This window comes from Microbacterium aurugineum (genome assembly GCF_023101205.1).
Taxonomy (GTDB): domain Bacteria; phylum Actinomycetota; class Actinomycetes; order Actinomycetales; family Microbacteriaceae; genus Microbacterium; species Microbacterium aurugineum.
The window spans coordinates 1,311,904-1,329,258 of sequence record NZ_CP078078.1 but is presented as its reverse complement, the minus strand read 5'-3'; the positions used below and the strand labels follow the sequence as shown (position 1 = coordinate 1,329,258).

Here is a 17,355-nt window from a genome sequence, read left to right as displayed (position 1 = left end):
GCCCGAAGGCGAGGCGACGACCCGTTTCAGAGACGTGCTTAAGCGTTGCCGCCCGAGAGCTTCTCGCGCAGAGCTGCGAGAGCCTCGTCGTCCGCCAGGGTGCCGGCGCCGGCAACCTCGGTGGCGAAGGCCTGGCCACCGAAGTCTTCTCCGGCTGCGGCCTCGGCCTCGGCCGCCTTGACGACCTGAGCCTTGTGCGCTTCCCAACGAGCCTGGGCTGCAGCGTACTCCTGCTCCCATGCCTCGCGCTGGGCGTCGAAGCCTTCCTTCCACGCACCGGTCTCGGCGTCGAAGCCCTCCGGGTACTTGTACTCGCCGTTCTCGTCGTACTCGGCGAGCATGCCGTACAGAGCCGGGTCGAACTCGGTGCCGTTGGGGTCGACCGACTCGTTGGCCTGCTTCAGCGACAGCGAGATGCGACGACGCTCGAGGTCGATGTCGATGACCTTGACGAAGACCTCTTCGCCGACGGAGACGACCTGCTCAGCCAGCTCGACGTGCTTGCTGGAGAGCTCGGAGATGTGGACGAGGCCCTCGATGCCGTCTGCGACGCGAACGAACGCACCGAACGGAACGAGCTTCGTGACCTTACCCGGCGTGACCTGACCGATCGCGTGGGTGCGGGCGAAGACCTGCCACGGGTCCTCCTGCGTCGCCTTCAGCGACAGGGAGACGCGCTCGCGGTCGAGGTCGACCTCGAGGATCTCGACGGTGACCTCCTGGCCAACCTCGACGACCTCGGAGGCGTGCTCGATGTGCTTCCAGGACAGCTCGGAGACGTGCACGAGGCCGTCCACGCCACCCAGGTCGACGAACGCACCGAAGTTGACGATCGACGAGACGACACCCTTGCGGACCTGACCCTTGTGCAGGTTGTTCAGGAACGTGGTGCGCGACTCCGACTGCGTCTGCTCGAGCAGCGCGCGGCGGCTCAGGACGACGTTGTTGCGGTTCTTGTCGAGCTCGAGGATCTTCGCCTCGATCTCCTGGCCGAGGTACGGCGTGAGGTCGCGGACGCGACGCAGCTCGATGAGCGAGGCCGGGAGGAAGCCACGGAGGCCGATGTCGACGATGAGTCCACCCTTGACGACCTCGATGACCGTACCGGTGACGACGCCGTCGTTCTCCTTGATCTTCTCGACGTCTCCCCATGCACGCTCGTACTGAGCACGCTTCTTGGAGAGGATCAGACGGCCTTCCTTGTCCTCCTTCTGGAGGACGAGTGCCTCGACCAGATCGCCGACAGCGACGACCTCGTTGGGGTCGACGTCGTGCTTGATCGAGAGCTCGCGCGAGGGGATGACGCCCTCGGTCTTGTAGCCGACATCGAGGAGGACCTCATCGCGGTCGATCTTGACGATCGTGCCTTCGATGATGTCGCCGTCGTTGAAGAACTTCAGGGTCTTCTCGACCGCGGCCAGGAAGTCCTCAGCAGATCCGATGTCGTTGATGGCGACCTGCTTGGTGGCCGGGGCGGTCGTTGCGGTAGTCATGTAGTGGGTTGTCCTTGTTGAATGGAGACTCGGGCTGAGAGTCAACGACCGCGCACGGCCGACAGCATGCTTCTCAGCAGTTGGATTTTGGTTTTCTCGTCACGAGGGCATGCGCATGCACGCCACGAGTGACGGTTAAGGCTATCAGAAGTTCGCGCACCGCAGGAGTCGGATCCGAACACCCTCCCTGTGGATAACTCGAACCGGCCGAGGCCCATTCCTCCTACGGTGGCGGGGTGACACCGGCTACTCCCCTGACCCCTGCCCATCCGACGCGACTTGCGATCCTCGTGGCTGCCGTCGCGCTGCTCGCGGGGTGCACCCCCGACCCCGTGCCGACCCCGACCCCGACCGCCGCCTTCGCGTCCGAAGAAGAAGCGTTCGCCGCCGCCGAGGCCACCTACCGCGCGTACAACGACGCGTTGAATCAGGTGGATCCGGAAAACCCAGAGACCTTCGAGGCCACCTACTTCTATACGAGTGGTGACTTCCAAGCATCAGACAAGGAGAACTTCTCAAATCTCCACGCTCGTGGCTACTCGATCCAGGGCGCTGCGCGGGTTAGGAGCTTCTTTGGCACTAGCTTCGACCAAACGCTCGGGTACGTAGATGCAACCGTGTGTGTCGACGTGTCTGGCGTCGACGTCATCGACGCGGATGGGCAGTCCGTAGTAAATCCAGAACGTCCAGACATTTATGCGATCGACACCACTTTCAAGGTTGAGAGCGCTCGAGTCCTAATCGACCACGCCGCAAGGACTGAGGACAGCGCGTGCGACGTCTCCTAGCTGCAATTCTCGCCGTAGCCTTGCTGTCGTCGCTGCTTGCGCAGACGAACGGCGACAGCGGAGCGGACTTGTTGTCTGGCACCGATGGAGACAAGGTCCTCATTTCAGCCACCGAAACGGAGAAGTCTCCGGATGGCGCTTCCCCCGGTTCACCAGGCACCCCCGACGCACCGCCGCCGTGTGTTCCCGATCCGGTGCGAACCACGAGTTGTGGGATCTCGGCGGAACGCGTGACGAACGACGACGGCGTGCCGCTCACGATCACCGATGTCGCACAGTTCGCGCCCGCACCCGTGACGACAGTGGGCGAGCCCGGCAACGTGGGCGTCGCAGGGCTGCCGATGAACTTCGTGGCTTCGGCATCGGTGCAGACCCGCAGCGGCACTCTCCTGGGCCGACCGGTCAGCGTGCGGTTCTCCCCCGCTCGTTTCGTCTTCTCCTATGGGGATGGCAGCACAGCGACCACAGCAGGCAGCGGCCAGACGTGGACCGTACTCGGGCAGGCGCCGTTCACCCCGACGCCGACGAGCCATACCTATCGCGCACGCGGAACCTTCCTCACCCACGTCACGGCGTACTACACGGCCGAGGTCGACATCGGTGGAGGCTGGTTCCCGGTGACCGGCGAACTCGCCATCGAGGGTTCCGCGCAGCGGATCCGCATCTACGAGGCCGACACCGCTCTCGTCGCTCGCACCTGTGCCGAACGACCCCGCGCCACGGGATGTTGAGCGCCAGGACAGTCCGCTCTCCGCACCCTGCGTCGGACCGCCGTGCCAGACTGTCGTTCGTGACCGATCGACTGATGCTGCTCGACACCGCCAGCCTCTATTTCCGTGCGTTCTACGGCGTCCCCGACAAGGTGACGGCACCGGACGGCTCCCCGATCAATGCTGCTCGCGGTCTCCTCGACATCATCGCCAAGCTCGTCACCCTTTACGAGCCCACGCACGTGATCGCCTGCTGGGACGACGACTGGCGACCGCAGTGGCGTGTCGACCTCATCCCCACCTACAAGACCCACCGTGTCGTGGAGGTGGTCGCCAGCGGCCCCGATGTCGAAGAGGTCCCCGACCCCCTCGAAGCGCAGATCCCCCTCATCCGCGAGACTCTGGCGGCCATCGGCATTCCCATCATCGGCGTCGCCGAGCACGAGGCCGACGATGTGATCGGCACCCTCGCCACGAAGGCCGCGATGCCCGTCGACATCGTCACCGGCGACCGTGACCTGTTCCAGCTGGTGGACGATGCACGTGACGTCCGCGTCATCTACACCGCCCGCGGAATGAGCAACCTCGAGGTCGTGACCGACGCCACCGTCGTCGCGAAGTACGGGGTGCTCCCCTCGCAGTACGCCGACTTCGCGACCATGCGCGGCGATGCTTCGGACGGCCTGCCCGGCGTCGCCGGCGTGGGTGAGAAGACCGCGGCCACCCTGCTGCAGACGCACGCAGACCTGGAGGGCATCCGTGCCGCGGCGAAAGCGGGCGAAGGGATGAGCGCCGGAGTACGGGCGAAGCTGCTCGCCGCGTCCGACTATCTCGACGTCGCCCCAACGGTGGTCGCGGTCGCGACGTCGCTGCCGATCACGGCCCCCGACGTCCCCCTGCGCGTGCTCGACCCCGCGGAGGCGGATGCCGCAACGGCTCTCGCCGAGAAATGGAACCTCGGCGGCTCGATGACGCGTGCCCTCACGGCCGTGTCGAACGCCGCCCTCGCCGCAGACTGACGGCCGGGTCCGACGGCGAATCACTCCGCCCAGGCGCGCAGCCGCTCGAGACCCCAGGTCGTGACGATCCGCGATGACGGGACGCCGACGCGCTCTGCACGTTCTGCTCCGTGGTCGAGCAGCGAGAGCTGGCCGGGCGCGTGCGCATCCGAATCGATCGAGAACAGGCATCCCTCAGCGAGAGCGATCGCGATCAGATCGTCCGGCGGATCCTGCCGCTCCGGTCGCGAGTTGATCTCGACCGCCACGCCGTTCTCCGCGCACGCGGCGAAAACGGCCTGGGCATCGAACGTCGACGGAGGGCGCGTTCCTCGGTCGCCCTGCACGAGGCGTCCGGTGCAGTGCCCGAGCACGTTGACCCGAGGGTGCCCGACCGCGGCGATCATGCGTGCGGTCATCGCCCGCGCATCCATGCGCAGTTTGGAATGAACCGACGCCACGACGATGTCCAGCTCGGCGAGCAGACCGTCCTCCTGGTCGAGGCCCCCGTCTTCCAGGATGTCGACCTCGATGCCCGCGAGCAGCGTGAAGCCGTCACCGGATTCCGCGCGGACGAGCGGCATCTGCTCCCGAAGGCGCTCGGCCGACAGCCCCCGAGCGACCCGGAGGCGCGGCGAATGATCGGTGATCGCCTGGTACTCATGTCCGAGCGCCCTGGCAGCGGCAGCCATCACCGAGATCGGTGTGGTCCCGTCCGACCAGTCCGTGTGAGCGTGCAGGTCGCCGCGGAGCTTCCCCCGGAGCTCCGACATGCGCTCGGGCTCGACATCACCGCGCAACTCGACGAGGTAGTCGGGGACCTGCCGGGCCTGCGCCTGGCGAATCACCGCGAACGTGGACTCGCCGATACCTTTGGCTGCACGCAGCCGCGTGGGATCGCGCTGAACGTCGTCGGGCAGATCCCGCAGGGTCGCAGCTGCCTGGCGGAAGGCCTTCGCGCGATACCGCGACGCACGCTCACGCTCCAGCAGGGAGGCGATCTCGAGCAGCGCGTCGACGGGATCCACGGTCACTCCTTCGGTGACGAGAGCTCGCGACTCACACCGATCCACTGGTCGAGCTTCGCGAGCGCGCGCCCGTCGTCGATCGCTGCCGACGCCTTCTCGTAGCCCTCGCGCAGGCGCTCCAGAATCGGACGCTGCACCTGACCTGCGTCCTGAGACAGCTCGAACGCCACGATGCCGGCAGCGGCATTCAGCAGCACGATGTCGCGCACAGCGCCGGGCTCCCCCGCCAGCGTGCGTCGGAGCACCTCCGCGTTGTGCTGGGGCGAGCCACCGATCAGGTCGGCGAGATCCGCGATCGGGATGCCGAGGTCGCGCGGGTCGAGGTCATGCTCGTGGATGTCGCCGCGCGTGACCTCCCAGATCCGGCTGTGCCCGGTCGTGGTGAGTTCGTCGAGGCCGTCGTCCCCACGGAAGACGAGCGCCGTGGCGCCGCGGGTCCGGAAGACACCGGTGATGAGCGGCACGCGCTCGATCTGCGCGACGCCCACGGCATTGGCTTCGGCACGCGCGGGATTGCAGAGCGGCCCGAGCATGTTGAAGACGGTGGGGACACCCAGCTCGGCGCGCACGGCGCCCGCGTGCTTGAAACCGGGGTGGAAAGCGCCCGCCCACGCAAACGTGATGCCGGTGCGGTCGAGGATGGTCGCCACGGCCGCCGGATCGAGGGAGAGCTCGAGTCCCAGCGCCCCGAGGACGTCGGACGAACCCGAGGCCGAGCTCGCGGCGCGATTCCCGTGCTTGACCACCGGAACTCCGGTCGCACCGATGACGATCGCCGCCGTGGTCGACACGTTCACCGTGCCGACGCGGTCGCCGCCCGTTCCCACGATGTCGAGCACATCCGGCGACACCGGCAGGGGAACGGCCGCCTCGAGGATCGCATCACGGAAACCGACGATCTCATCGGTCGTCTCGCCCTTCGCCCGCAACGCGATGAGGAAGCCTGCGAGCTGGGCTTCGCTGACGTCGCCCTGCATGATCTGGCGCATGGCCCAGGTGGACTCCCAGACGCTGAGATCGCGACGTTCCAGCAGAGAAGTGAGCACGTCGGACCAGGTCAGCGAATCAGCCATGTGTGCGATCCTATCGGCGCGGAGAAAACATGCAGATCCTTCCCGTCGGAGCTCCGATCCGCGGCCGACCGCTGTTTCCCGCGGATTCACCAGGTATTCGCAGGGTTTTCTTAGGGTCCCCTAAGTCGAAGACGGGTGAATCGAAGGCCGCTGGTGCAAGAATCACGCCCGAGATCGGCCATAATGGAGGGGTGACGACCTCAGCGACGTATGCCCCGGCGGCGAGAACGATTAAGCGGCCCAACCCGGTAGCTGTCGGCACCATTGTGTGGCTCGGCAGTGAGGTGATGTTCTTCGCGGGACTCTTCGCGATCTACTTCACCCTCCGCAGCACCTCACCGGAGCTGTGGGCTGACCGGACCGAGCTGCTGAACGTCCCGTTCGCCGCAGTGAACACTGCGATCCTGGTCCTGTCCTCGTTCACGTGCCAGATGGGCGTGTTCGCGGCAGAAGACCTGCAGCCCTACAAGATCGGCAAGGGGCAGAAGAACGGCGCCGGCCGCCGTCGTCTGTTCGGCTGGGGAATGGTCGAGTGGTTCTTCCTCACCTTCGCCCTCGGCGCGATCTTCGTGTCCGGCCAGGTCTGGGAGTACGCACAGCTGGTCGCTGAAGGCATGCCGATCGGCGCCGACTCCTACGCCTCGGCGTTCTACCTGACGACCGGCTTCCACGCCCTGCACGTCACCGGTGGGCTCGTCGCGTTCCTGCTCGTCATCGGCCGCGCCTACGCCGTCAAGAACTTCCGGCACAAGGAGGCGACCTCCTCGATCGTGGTGTCCTACTACTGGCACTTCGTCGACGTCGTCTGGATCGTGCTGTTCCTCGTTATCTACTTCCTGAAATAAGAGCGGAGCTGATCCCCGAGATGGCACGAGAGAAGAAGCGCCGTTCCAGCGGTCGTCGCAGCCCTTTGGCGGCGGCCGCGCTCATCGGAGCAGGCCTCATGATCACCGGCGCGGTCTATGCCGGTGCAACCGCCGCATTCGCAGCGTCCGACACGCAGGCTGCGACGACCCAGCTGACCGTCGAAGACGGCGAGAAGCTGTTCACGGCGAACTGCGCCACCTGCCACGGTCTCGACCTGCAGGGAACCGCCAACGGCCCCAGCCTCTACGGCGTGGGCGAGCTGGCGACCGAGTTCCAGCTGTCGACCGGTCGCATGCCTCTGCAGATGCAGGGACCGCAGGCGCCGCAGAAGGAGCCGCAGTTCACCGAAGAGCAGATCCTCGCGATCTCCTCGTTCGTGCAGTCCACGGCCCCCGGCCCGACCTTCCCGGACGAGCGCATCCTCGACGGGGAAGGCGACGTCTCGCACGGAGCCGAACTGTTCCGCGTGAACTGCGCCATGTGCCACAACGTGGCCGCAGCCGGTGGTGCACTCACCGAGGGCAAGTACGCCCCCGCCCTGACCGAGACCAGTGCCCTGCACATCTATGCGGCCATGGTCACCGGCCCACAGAACATGCCGGTCTTCGGTGACATGAACCTGTCCGACGAGGACAAGCGCGACATCATCTCGGCTCTGCTCTTCCAGCAGCAGTCCGTGCAGGTCGGCGGCTTCTCGCTCGGCTCCCTCGGACCGGTCTCCGAGGGACTGTTCGTGTGGATCTTCGGTATCGGCGCGCTCGTCGCCGCCACCGTGTGGATCACGGCGAAGTCCAACTGACGCTTATTCATCGAAGAGGAACGTACGAGGAGCACCATGGCACACGACGACGACTCGCAGGCTCTTGACAGGGCCTACCAGCCCTCTCCGGGGCTGGGTGTCGCAGTCAGCGATCCCGTGCAGAACCCCGGGCTTCCGCCGCATCGCGAGCGGATGACCGATAAGGACCCGCGCGCTGAGAAGGCCGCTGTCCGCACTGTCTACACGCTGTTCTACCTCTCGCTCGCGGGAAGCATCTGGGCGGTCGCCGCTTACATGCTGTTCCCGATCGAGAGCGGCGCGCTCATCGACATCCGGCAGAACAACCTCTTCATCGGTCTCGGGATCGCTCTTGCGCTCCTGGCCCTCGGAATCGGTGCGATCCACTGGTCCAAGGCGCTCATGTCCGACAAGGAGTTCATCGAGCACCGTCACCCCACGCGCGGCAAGGACTCGACGCGCGAGGCTGCGATCAAGGCCTTCTCCGACGCGAACGAGGAGTCGGGCTTCGGGCGCCGCTCCATGATCCGCAACTCCCTGTTCGCCGCGATCGTCGCCTCGATCATCCCCGGAGTCACGCTGTTCCGTGGCCTCGCACCGCACTCCACGCCTGACGACCCCCTCGCCGGTGACCCGGTCGCACTCCTCAAGCACACGATGTGGGAAGAGGGCAGCCGCCTGGTCCGCGACCCCGACGGCACCCCGATCCGCGCTGCGGACGTGACCCTCGGATCCGCGTTCCACGTGATCCCCGAAGAGCTCGCCACGCTCAGCCACCACGACGGCTACCTCGAGGAGAAGGCGAAGGCCATCGTCCTCATGATGCGCCTGCGTCCCGAGCAGCTGATCGAGGCCGAGGACCGCAAGGACTGGTCGTACGACGGCATCGTCGCCTACTCCAAGGTCTGCACGCACGTCGGCTGCCCCGTGGCCCTCTACGAGCAGCAGACGCACCACCTCCTGTGCCCGTGCCACCAGTCGCAGTTCGACGTCACGGACCACGCCAAGGTCATCTTCGGCCCTGCGGCACGTCCGCTGCCGCAGCTGCCCATCACCGTCGATGACGAGGGCTACCTGGTCGCACGCAGCGACTTCAAGGAACCCGTCGGCCCGAGCTTCTGGGAGCGCCATTGAGCACCGCAACGCTGTCCAAAGACGACAACGACACCAAGGCGCCCCTCGGCGGTCGCTTCGTCGGTGCCGCGTCGAACTACATCGATGAGCGCACCAGCATCTCCGGTTTCGTCAAGGAACTCGGACGGAAGATCTTCCCCGACCACTGGTCGTTCATGCTCGGCGAGATCGCGCTGTGGAGCTTCGTCGTCGTGTTCCTCTCCGGAACCTTCCTGACGTTCTTCTTCGACGCGTCGATGGTCGAGACCCACTACACCGGCGCCTACGCTCCGATGCGCGGGATCGAGATGTCGGCGGCTCTCGAGTCTTCGCTGCACATCTCCTTCGATCTGCGAGGCGGCCTCCTGGTCCGTCAGATCCACCACTGGGCCGCTCTGGTGTTCATCGCCGGAATCGGCGTGCACATGCTCCGCGTGTTCTTCACCGGCGCATTCCGCAAGCCGCGCGAGCTCAACTGGGTCATCGGTTTCGTCCTGTTCATCCTCGCGATGGCAGAGGGCTTCACCGGCTACTCGCTCCCCGACGACCTGCTCTCGGGTAACGGCCTCCGCATCATCGACGGCATGATCAAGGGTCTCCCCCTGATCGGCACGTGGACCTCGTTCCTCCTCTTCGGTGGCGAGTTCCCGGGAACCGACATCGTCGGACGTCTGTACACCCTGCACATCCTGTTGCTCCCGATGCTGGTCATCGCGCTGATCGTCGTGCACCTGATGCTGATGATCGTCAACAAGCACACGCAGTTCGCGGGCCCCGGCCGCACGAACGACAACGTCGTGGGCTACCCGATGATGCCGGTGTACATGTCGAAGATGGGCGGCTACCTGTTCATCGTGTTCGGCACCATCGTGCTGATCGCGACGTTCTTCCAGATCAACCCGATCTGGAACTACGGCCCCTACGACCCCTCGCCCGTCTCCGCCGGTACCCAGCCCGACTGGTACATCGGGTTCGCCGACGGCGCGCTGCGCCTGGCTCCGTCGAACTGGGACATCGTGTTCCTCAACCACACGTGGTCGTTCGGGATCATCGCCCCGGTCCTGGTGCTCGGTCTGTTCATCGTGATCGTCGCGATCTATCCCTTCCTCGAGGCATGGGTCACCGGAGACAAGCGCGAGCACCACATCGCTCAGCGTCCCCGCAACGCGGCGACGCGTACGGCGATCGGTGCCGCCGGCGTCATCTTCTACGCGGTCCTGTGGGCAGCGGCTTCGTCCGACCTCATCGCGACGCACTTCATGCTCACGATGGAAGGCGTGATCCACACGCTGCAGGCGCTCCTGTTCCTCGGCCCGATCCTCGGATACTTCGTCACCAAGCGCATCTGCATCGCGCTGCAGAAGAAGGATCGTGAGATCGTCCTGCACGGATACGAGTCCGGACGCATCGTCCGCCTCCCCGGTGGTGAGTTCATCGAGGTGCACCAGCCCGTCGACAAGTACGACCGCTGGAAGCTCATCGACGTCGACAGCTACGAGCCCCTCGTGGTTCGCCCGAACGCCAAGGGCCGCATCCCGTGGACGGAGAACCTCCGTTCCTCGATCTCCCGCTGGTTCTTCGAGGACCGTATCGCTCCGCTCACGCAGGCCGAGGTCGAGGCAGCCGACGCCCACCAGCATCACGTCACGGCTCACAACGAAGAGACCGAGGCCGCAGAGATCCAGGGCGCCCACGAGCGCGCAGGCTTCCCTGACGCCCCGCTCACCGTCGATGAGACGCACGTCGACGAGACGCCGAACACCCCCAGCACGGTGATCGCCACCGAGCCGGTGAAGAAGCCTCGGAAGAAGAAGTCGGAGGACGGCGAGTAGTCGCCACTCCCCCATCGACGAAGGCCCCGCTCACACGAACGGGGCCTTCTTCGTCACCCGCCCGATGAAAGGATCGAACCATATGTCATCCGTCGTCCGCCTGATCCGTGCCGACAACCTCGCGGAAACCCCCTACGCCTACGCTGCCACCGCACCGGCCGGATCCCGCCTCATCTTCCTCGCCGGCGCGTGCCCGCTCAACGATGACGGCTCGACCGCTGCGCCCGGAGACTACGCGGCCCAGGCGGCACGCTGCGTCGAGACGCTCAAGGGCGCACTGGACGTCGCGGGCGCCGACCTGACCGACGTGATCAGCACGCGCGTGCTCGTGGCGTCCACGTCGCAAGCAGACCTCGTCACGGCGTGGGATGTGATCCATGCCGCTTTCGGCGCGCACGATGTGCCCAGCACCCTGCTGGGCGTGACGGTCCTCGGCTATGACGACCAGCTCGTGGAGATCGAGGCGATCGCCGCCGTCGCCGACGGGTGATCATGGAGGTCTTGATCCGCGAGGCACGTCCCGCCGACGACGCAGCCACGGAGCGCATCGAGATCGCCGCGGATACCCTGCTCGTCGAGAGGTTGGGTGCCGTCGATTGGCCGCCGCCCACGCCCCCGCACGAGCGTGCCACGGTGCCCGGGTTCGTACTCGTGGCCGAGCACGACGGCGATGAGACCTCGTCGTCGGACCTCATCGGCTTCGCGCATGTGCTGGAAATCGAGGGAGGCACTCACCTCGAGCAGCTCTCGGTGCTTCCGGAGTTCGGGCGACGCGGTATCGGACGCCGACTGCTGGCGGCTGCGATGGCGGAGGCCCGACGCCGTGGCAGCTCGAGGATGACGCTTCGCACATATGCGGATGTCCCCTGGAATGCGCCGTTCTACGCGTCCTGCGGTTTCGCCGTGACGACGCCGGACGCCCCTCTGCTGCGCAGCCCGGTCCAGGTCGAGGAGGAGCTCGGTCTCCTGCGCCACGGGCCCCGCGTGCAGATGACTGTACGCCTCTGACCGCGGCGGCGATATCGCTGACCGTTTTCGCACGCCGATCGGCAGGAACACGAAGGACGCCGCGGATCTCGGCGAAATAGGCTGGGCACATGATCGACCGTGCCGACTACTACGCCGCCAAACTCGCCTACGAGACCGACGCCAGCGATGTCCATGCAGCCCGTCAGGCCCAGAGCGACATCGTCGTGGTCGATGTACGGTCCGAAGAGGCATGGGCACAGGGGCGCGTGGCCGGCGCCATCCATATGCACTACAGCGAGATCGCGGCGCGAGCACCGCGTGAGATCTCCCCCGACGCCGAGGTCGTGGTGTACTGCTGGAGCCCCGGCTGCAACGCCGGTGCCAAGGGCGCACTCGAGTTCTCCCGACTGGGCTACAACGTGCGTGAGATGATCGGCGGCTTCGAGTACTGGGTGCGCGAAGGCTATCCGGTCGAAGACGCCGACGGGACGCACCGACGTCCGGTCGACCCACTGACCGGGATTGCGCGCATCCGAACCCGCGCCTGACCGCCTCGCGCTGAACATGAAGAAGGCCCCCGGACGGATCCGGGGGCCTTCTCGACGTCAGTCGCGTCAGCGAGCGAAGTTGCCGCGGTAGTACTCGTACACCCAGCCGACGATCGCGACGACGAAGATCGCGAGGCCGATCGGGAGCAGGAAGTGCCCCACAGCCAGGCCGACGACGAAGACTCCCGCAGAAGCGGCGAGCACGATCGGCCACCAGGACCACGGGCTGAACTCGCCGAGCTCGGGGTCACCGTCGTCGATGTCCGCGGTGAGGATGTCTTCGGGGAGCTCACCGCTCTGCGCCTTGTGCGTGCGGTCCAGGTAGAACGCGATCATCGCGGCCATGAACGCCGAGAAGAACAGAGCGACCGTACCGACCCACTCGATCCGCATGGCGAAGTCGTCCGCCGGCGTGGCCAGGATGTGCCAGCCGGTGTAGATGACACCGACGAGGGCGAAGAACGCCGTCAGGATCCACCAGAGAATGACATTGTCGCGCATGACTTAGTGGGCCTCTCGCTCGCCGGGTGCCGTGGTCGCGAACTCGGCGGCCTCCGGGTGGTTCAGGTCGAACGCAGGACGCTCGCTGCGAATGCGCGGGATCGACGTGAAGTTGTGACGCGGCGGCGGGCAGGACGTCGCCCATTCGAGCGAAGCGCCGTACCCCCACGGGTCGTTGACCGTGACCTTCGGTGCCTTGCGAGCCGTGATCCAGACGTTCAGGAAGAACGGAAGCATCGAAGCGCCGAGGATGATCGCACCGATCGTCGACACCTGGTTCTGCCAGGTCCAACCGTCGGCGGCCGAGTAATCCGCGTAGCGACGGACCATTCCGTCGACACCCAGCCAGTGCTGGATGAGGAACGTCATGTGGAAGCCGATGAAGAGCAACCAGAAGTGCACGTAGCCGAGACGCTCGTTGAGCATGCGCCCGGTCCACTTGGGCCACCAGAAGTAGAAGCCGGCGAACATGGCGAACACGACCGTGCCGAACACCACGTAGTGGAAGTGCGCGACGACGAAGTAGGAGTCGGAGAGCGCGAAGTCCAGCGGCGGGGCTGCCAGGATCACACCGGTCAGACCACCGAAGACGAACGAGACCAGGAACCCGAGGGCGAACACCATCGGCGTCTCGAAGGTCACGGAACCTCGCCAGAGCGTTCCGATCCAGTTGAAGATCTTCACGCCGGTCGGCACCGCGATCAGCATCGTCATCAGAGCGAAGAACGGCAGCAGGACCGAGCCGGTGACGTACATGTGGTGAGCCCACACCGCCACCGAGAGCGCGGCGATCGCGATCGTGGCGTAGACGAGCGTCTTGTACCCGAAGATCGGCTTGCGGCTGAAGACCGGGAAGATCTCCGACACGATGCCGAAGAACGGCAGGGCGATGATGTAGACCTCAGGGTGCCCGAAGAACCAGAACAGGTGCTGCCAGAGCAGGACACCACCGTTGGCCGGGTCGTAGATGTGGGCGCCGAGGATACGGTCCGCGGCTGCGGCGAAGATGGCCGCAGCGAGGACCGGGAACGCCATCAGGATCAAAAGGCTCGTGATGAGCGTGTTCCACGAGAAGATCGGCATGCGCCACATCGTCATACCAGGAGCACGCATCGTGATGATCGTGGTGATGAAGTTGACGGCACCGAGGATCGTTCCGAAACCGGAGATTCCCAGTCCCACCATCCACAGGTTCCCACCGGCACCCGGCGAGAAGGACGCTCCGGCGAGTGGCTGATAGGCGAACCAGCCGAAGGAGGCCGCGCCCTGCGGCGTGAGGAAGCCCGCGACCGCGATGGTCGAGCCGAAGAGGAAGAGCCAGAAGGCGAAGGCGTTCAGACGCGGGAAGGCGACGTCGGGCGCACCGATCTGCAGCGGAAGGATCGCATTGGCGAAACCTGCGAACAGCGGCGTCGCGAACATCAGCAGCATGATCGTGCCGTGCATCGTGAACAGCTGGTTGTACTGCTCCTTGGTCGGGATGATCTGCATTCCCGGCGCGAACAGCTCAGCACGGATGACGAGGGCCATCACACCGCCGAGGAGGAAGAACATCACCGAGGCGATCAGGTACATGTACCCGATGGTCTTGTGGTCGGTGGACGTGATCCACTTGACGACGATGTTGCCCTTCTGCTCCACGCGCGAGGAGCTCATGAGAGCGGCCTGGCGGGCGGGCAGACTGGTGGGACGAGATCTGGGAGCCTCGTCGGTACGGGGAGCTTCAGTGGTCGACATGGCTTACTCCCCTCCTTCCTCGGTGTCGGTCGTCGGGGTCGTTCCCGGGAAGTTCGAGAGACGGTCGTAGGCGTCGGTGATGTCGCCCGTGTTGCCCTTCTCTTCGAGCGTCTGGAGGTAGGCCTCGTAATCGTCCTCGGAGACGACCTTCACGTTGAAGAGCATCATCGAGTGGTATTCACCGCAGAGCTCGGCGCACTTACCGGCGTACTCGCCCTCGCGGGTCGGGATGAAGGACCACGAGTTGTCCTTCCCGATGTACATGTCCTTCTTGTAGAGGAAGTCGATGATCCAGAAGGAGTGGATGACGTCACGCGACTGAAGGTTGATCGTGACCTTCTTGTCGACGGGCAGCACCAGCGTGGGCAGCTGCGCCTGGTCGATGTTGCCGTCCTTGTCCGGCTGAGCCTGGATGCCCATCGTCCATACGGCGTCGGAGTTGTCCTCTTTGTCACCGTCGTACTGGAAGTCCCATGCCCACTGCTTGGCGATCGCGGTGATCTCGACATCGGGGTCGTCCCACTTGGCTTCGATCGCGGTCTGGTCGCGAGCCGTGAAGAAGAACATGCCCAGCACGAGGAAGAGCGGCACGATCGTGTAGAAGATCTCGATCGGCATGTTGTAGCGCATCTGCACCGGCAGGCCGGTCTGGCCCTTGCGACGGCGGTACGCGATGGCAGCCCAGGCCATCAGGCCCCAGGTGATGATTCCGACGGCGAGGAGCACGATCCACGAGTTCACCCAGAGCGACGAGACGCGCTCGGTCTGATTGGTGGCTGCGGGGCCACCCTCCACGAAGCCCGGAAGAAAGCCGTTCAGCTCGGTGGGAGAGCATCCCGCCAGGGCCAAGGCTGCCGCAACTCCCACAGGGAGGGCGGCCCAACGAAGGCTGCGTTTCGAGGGCACGATGCACCTTTCAGATCGCGAACAGAGCACACCCAAGTCTAGGGCAACCTCACACCTGATTCATGCCATCCACGCAGGTTGCTGGATGCAGAACGGCCGCCGTCACCGATCGGTGACGGCGGCCGTGGTCCGCGAAGCGAGGATCAGTGGAAGCTGTCGCCGCACGCGCAGCTACCCGCCGCGTTGGGGTTGTCGATCGTGAAGCCCTGCTCGGAGATCGTGTCCTTGAAGTCGATCGCCGCACCATCGAGGTACGGGACGCTCATGTTGTCGATGATCACCTCGACGCCGTCGAAGTCGACGGTCTCATCGCCTTCGAGGTAGCGCTCGTCGAAGTACAGCTGATAGATCAGGCCCGAGCAGCCACCGGGCTGCACGGCGACACGGAGGCGCAGATCGTCGCGCCCCTCCTGTTCGAGGAGGTTCTTGACCTTCGTGGCGGCAGCGTCGGTCAGGGTGACGCCGTGTGCGCGGGTGGTCTCTGGGGAGAGGGTGGTGTCGCTCATGTCGCTCCTTGTGACGGGCCGCAGGTGCACGGCTTCTCGGACGATTCTACCGCCGCAGACGCTGTGAGGCTCAGAGTTGGGTGGCATTCATCCGAGCCAGGAGCAGAGCCTCGCTCGCGACGGCATGGCGGAACGTATCCAGGTGCAGCGACTCGTTCGGGCTGTGCGCCCGCGAGTGGGGGTCTTCGACCCCGGTCACCAGGATCTGTGCGGCGGGGAACTCCCGCACCAGATCCGCGATGAAGGGGATGGATCCGCCCACGCCGAGGTCGACCGGAGCGACTCCGTAGCCGTCGCGCATCGCGTCACGGGTCAACGCCACGGCCCACCCGCTCGTGTCGACCAGGAAGCCGTCGCCGAGATCGACGTCGGAGAACGTGAGCTCCGCGCCGAACGGTGCATGGGCGCGGAGGTGGGCTTCGAGCGCCTCGTAGGCTTCCTGCCCCGTCTGGCCCGGTGCGACACGAGCACTGATCACCACGGTGACCTCGGGAAGGAGCGTGTTGGAGGCTGCGGCGACGGTCGTGGAGTCGATACCGATGACGGTGACCGCGGGCTTGTTCCAGATCCGGCTGAGGATCGTCCCGTTGCCGATCGGTGTGGTGGCGGGAAGCAGCCCGGCCTCATCCCGCAGCGTCGCCTCGGTGTAGTCCGGAGTGGCCGCATCGCGCGCGGTCATCCCCTCGACCGCGACCGCCCCGTCCTCATCCCAGAGCGTCGCGAGCAGCGTGACGGTGGCCATCATCGCGTCGGGCACCGCACCGCCGAACATCCCCGAGTGCGACGCGTGGTCGAGTGTGCCCACACGTAGCGTGAAGCGCGCGTTGCCGCGCAGCGAGACCGTGAGTCCCGGCGTCACGGAGTCCCAGTTGCCGGAGTCCGCCACGACGATCGCGTCTGCGCGCAGAGCCTCCTTGTTGTCGGAGAGGAACTGCGCGAAGGAGCGGGAACCGTACTCCTCCTCCCCCTCGATGAACATCGCGATACCCAGGTCGAGATCGTCCCCGAGGACCTCGCTGACCGCCCGGATCGACGCGATGTGCGCCATGACCCCCGCTTTGTCGTCCGCCGCACCACGCCCGTAGAGACGTCCGTCCCGCACCGTCGGCTCGAACGGCGGCGTCTCCCATAGGGCGTCGTCCCCCGGAGGCTGCACGTCGTGGTGCGCGTAGAGGAGGATCGTCGGCTTCCCGTTCCGCGCCGCACGGGTGGCGAGGACCGCCGGCTGCCCCTGCTCCTCGGTGCCGGGGATCGCTGCGCGCAGCACACGGACCTCATCGAAGACACCGGTGTCCTCGGCCAGTGACGCGACAGCTGCCGCGCTGCGCTCCAGTTGCGTCTGATCGAACGCCGGCCATGCCATCCCGGGGATCCGCACGAGGTGTCCGAGATCCGACAGCGCAGCGGGGATTCCGGTGGCCACGGCTTCGAGAACGGCGGCATCGGGCTCAGGGGGAAGAACAGGAGAGGTCATGCGAGTAATCTTAAGGTGATCCCCCGCCAGCGAA

General features: G+C 65.8%; 18 protein-coding genes. 10 read left to right on the top strand and 8 right to left on the bottom strand.

Annotated elements, in window-relative coordinates:
* Positions 1–38 precede the first annotated feature (38 nt).
* Positions 39–1,493, bottom strand: a complete 1,455-nt coding sequence (gene rpsA / locus KV397_RS06460) for a 30S ribosomal protein S1 (RefSeq protein ID WP_047524042.1) — start codon at positions 1,491–1,493, stop codon at positions 39–41.
* Positions 1,494–1,783: 290 nt separating this feature from the next.
* Here rpsA and KV397_RS06455 point away from each other — a divergent pair, with 290 nt between their 5' ends.
* From KV397_RS06455 to KV397_RS06445, 3 genes are all read left to right on the top strand, one after another.
* Complete coding sequence (locus tag KV397_RS06455; RefSeq protein WP_261812459.1) at positions 1,784–2,281, top strand: hypothetical protein; 498 nt, start codon at positions 1,784–1,786, stop codon at positions 2,279–2,281.
* 230 nt (positions 2,282–2,511) lie between these two features.
* A complete protein-coding gene (locus KV397_RS06450) occupies positions 2,512–3,012 on the top strand; it encodes a hypothetical protein (protein WP_261812458.1) in 501 nt (166 codons plus the stop codon).
* Between the two features lie 59 nt (positions 3,013–3,071).
* Positions 3,072–4,010, top strand: coding sequence for a 5'-3' exonuclease (locus tag KV397_RS06445; protein WP_261812457.1), 939 nt, complete (start codon positions 3,072–3,074; stop codon positions 4,008–4,010).
* A 20-nt stretch (positions 4,011–4,030) separates the two neighbouring features.
* Here KV397_RS06445 and KV397_RS06440 read toward each other — a convergent pair whose 3' ends face one another.
* Positions 4,031–5,017 (bottom strand): PHP domain-containing protein, encoded by a 987-nt coding sequence (locus tag KV397_RS06440; RefSeq protein WP_261812456.1) that lies wholly within the window; start codon positions 5,015–5,017, stop codon positions 4,031–4,033.
* A 2-nt stretch (positions 5,018–5,019) separates the two neighbouring features.
* A complete protein-coding gene (trpD, locus tag KV397_RS06435; protein WP_261812455.1) occupies positions 5,020–6,090 on the bottom strand; it encodes an anthranilate phosphoribosyltransferase in 1,071 nt (356 codons plus the stop codon).
* A 191-nt stretch (positions 6,091–6,281) separates the two neighbouring features.
* Between trpD and ctaE the strand changes: the two genes are divergently transcribed.
* The 7 genes from ctaE (at position 6,282) to KV397_RS06400 (ending at position 12,197) form a co-directional block, all read left to right on the top strand.
* On the top strand, positions 6,282–6,935 hold the full coding sequence (ctaE, locus tag KV397_RS06430; RefSeq protein WP_131491265.1) for an aa3-type cytochrome oxidase subunit III: 654 nt from the start codon (positions 6,282–6,284) through the stop codon (positions 6,933–6,935).
* A gap of 20 nt (positions 6,936–6,955) precedes the next feature.
* Positions 6,956–7,756: a cytochrome bc1 complex diheme cytochrome c subunit gene (qcrC, locus tag KV397_RS06425; RefSeq protein ID WP_047524047.1), complete on the top strand. Its 801-nt coding sequence runs from the start codon at positions 6,956–6,958 to the stop codon at positions 7,754–7,756.
* A gap of 36 nt (positions 7,757–7,792) precedes the next feature.
* Positions 7,793–8,869, top strand: coding sequence for a cytochrome bc1 complex Rieske iron-sulfur subunit (gene qcrA / locus KV397_RS06420; RefSeq protein ID WP_131491266.1), 1,077 nt, complete (start codon positions 7,793–7,795; stop codon positions 8,867–8,869).
* Complete coding sequence (gene qcrB, locus KV397_RS06415) at positions 8,866–10,680, top strand: cytochrome bc1 complex cytochrome b subunit (protein ID WP_131491267.1); 1,815 nt, start codon at positions 8,866–8,868, stop codon at positions 10,678–10,680. Before qcrA ends, qcrB begins: the two co-directional genes overlap by 4 nt.
* 82 nt (positions 10,681–10,762) lie before the next feature.
* The gene (locus KV397_RS06410) at positions 10,763–11,170 is read left to right on the top strand and encodes a RidA family protein (RefSeq protein WP_261812454.1); all 408 of its coding nucleotides are present in this window, start codon (positions 10,763–10,765) and stop codon (positions 11,168–11,170) included.
* 2 nt (positions 11,171–11,172) lie between these two features.
* A complete protein-coding gene (locus tag KV397_RS06405; RefSeq protein ID WP_261812453.1) occupies positions 11,173–11,688 on the top strand; it encodes a GNAT family N-acetyltransferase in 516 nt (171 codons plus the stop codon).
* Positions 11,689–11,777: 89 nt separating this feature from the next.
* Complete coding sequence (locus KV397_RS06400; RefSeq protein ID WP_153244366.1) at positions 11,778–12,197, top strand: rhodanese-like domain-containing protein; 420 nt, start codon at positions 11,778–11,780, stop codon at positions 12,195–12,197.
* Between the two features lie 66 nt (positions 12,198–12,263).
* Here KV397_RS06400 and KV397_RS06395 read toward each other — a convergent pair whose 3' ends face one another.
* The 5 genes from KV397_RS06395 to KV397_RS06375 all read right to left on the bottom strand — a co-directional run bounded on the left by KV397_RS06395 (position 12,264) and on the right by KV397_RS06375 (position 17,321).
* Complete coding sequence (locus KV397_RS06395) at positions 12,264–12,698, bottom strand: cytochrome c oxidase subunit 4 (protein ID WP_153244367.1); 435 nt, start codon at positions 12,696–12,698, stop codon at positions 12,264–12,266.
* Between the two features lie 3 nt (positions 12,699–12,701).
* Positions 12,702–14,435, bottom strand: coding sequence for an aa3-type cytochrome oxidase subunit I (gene ctaD, locus KV397_RS06390; protein WP_047524054.1), 1,734 nt, complete (start codon positions 14,433–14,435; stop codon positions 12,702–12,704).
* Between the two features lie 3 nt (positions 14,436–14,438).
* The gene (gene ctaC, locus KV397_RS06385; protein ID WP_261812452.1) at positions 14,439–15,341 is read right to left on the bottom strand and encodes an aa3-type cytochrome oxidase subunit II; all 903 of its coding nucleotides are present in this window, start codon (positions 15,339–15,341) and stop codon (positions 14,439–14,441) included.
* Between the two features lie 143 nt (positions 15,342–15,484).
* On the bottom strand, positions 15,485–15,847 hold the full coding sequence (gene erpA, locus KV397_RS06380) for an iron-sulfur cluster insertion protein ErpA (protein WP_017830247.1): 363 nt from the start codon (positions 15,845–15,847) through the stop codon (positions 15,485–15,487).
* A 70-nt stretch (positions 15,848–15,917) separates the two neighbouring features.
* Positions 15,918–17,321, bottom strand: a complete 1,404-nt coding sequence (locus tag KV397_RS06375; RefSeq protein WP_261812451.1) for a dipeptidase — start codon at positions 17,319–17,321, stop codon at positions 15,918–15,920.
* Positions 17,322–17,355 lie beyond the last annotated feature (34 nt).

Coding starts and splice junctions, on each gene's coding strand:
- rpsA (WP_047524042.1), bottom strand. CDS start 1,493: ATGACTACCGCAACGACCGCCCCGGCCACCAAGCAGGTCGCCATCAAC.
- ctaD (WP_047524054.1), bottom strand. CDS start 14,435: ATGTCGACCACTGAAGCTCCCCGTACCGACGAGGCTCCCAGATCTCGT.
- KV397_RS06375 (WP_261812451.1), bottom strand. CDS start 17,321: ATGACCTCTCCTGTTCTTCCCCCTGAGCCCGATGCCGCCGTTCTCGAA.
- erpA (WP_017830247.1), bottom strand. CDS start 15,847: ATGAGCGACACCACCCTCTCCCCAGAGACCACCCGCGCACACGGCGTC.
- KV397_RS06400 (WP_153244366.1), top strand. CDS start 11,778: ATGATCGACCGTGCCGACTACTACGCCGCCAAACTCGCCTACGAGACC.
- KV397_RS06395 (WP_153244367.1), bottom strand. CDS start 12,698: ATGCGCGACAATGTCATTCTCTGGTGGATCCTGACGGCGTTCTTCGCC.
- qcrA (WP_131491266.1), top strand. CDS start 7,793: ATGGCACACGACGACGACTCGCAGGCTCTTGACAGGGCCTACCAGCCC.
- trpD (WP_261812455.1), bottom strand. CDS start 6,090: ATGGCTGATTCGCTGACCTGGTCCGACGTGCTCACTTCTCTGCTGGAA.
- qcrC (WP_047524047.1), top strand. CDS start 6,956: ATGGCACGAGAGAAGAAGCGCCGTTCCAGCGGTCGTCGCAGCCCTTTG.
- KV397_RS06405 (WP_261812453.1), top strand. CDS start 11,173: ATGGAGGTCTTGATCCGCGAGGCACGTCCCGCCGACGACGCAGCCACG.
- KV397_RS06410 (WP_261812454.1), top strand. CDS start 10,763: ATGTCATCCGTCGTCCGCCTGATCCGTGCCGACAACCTCGCGGAAACC.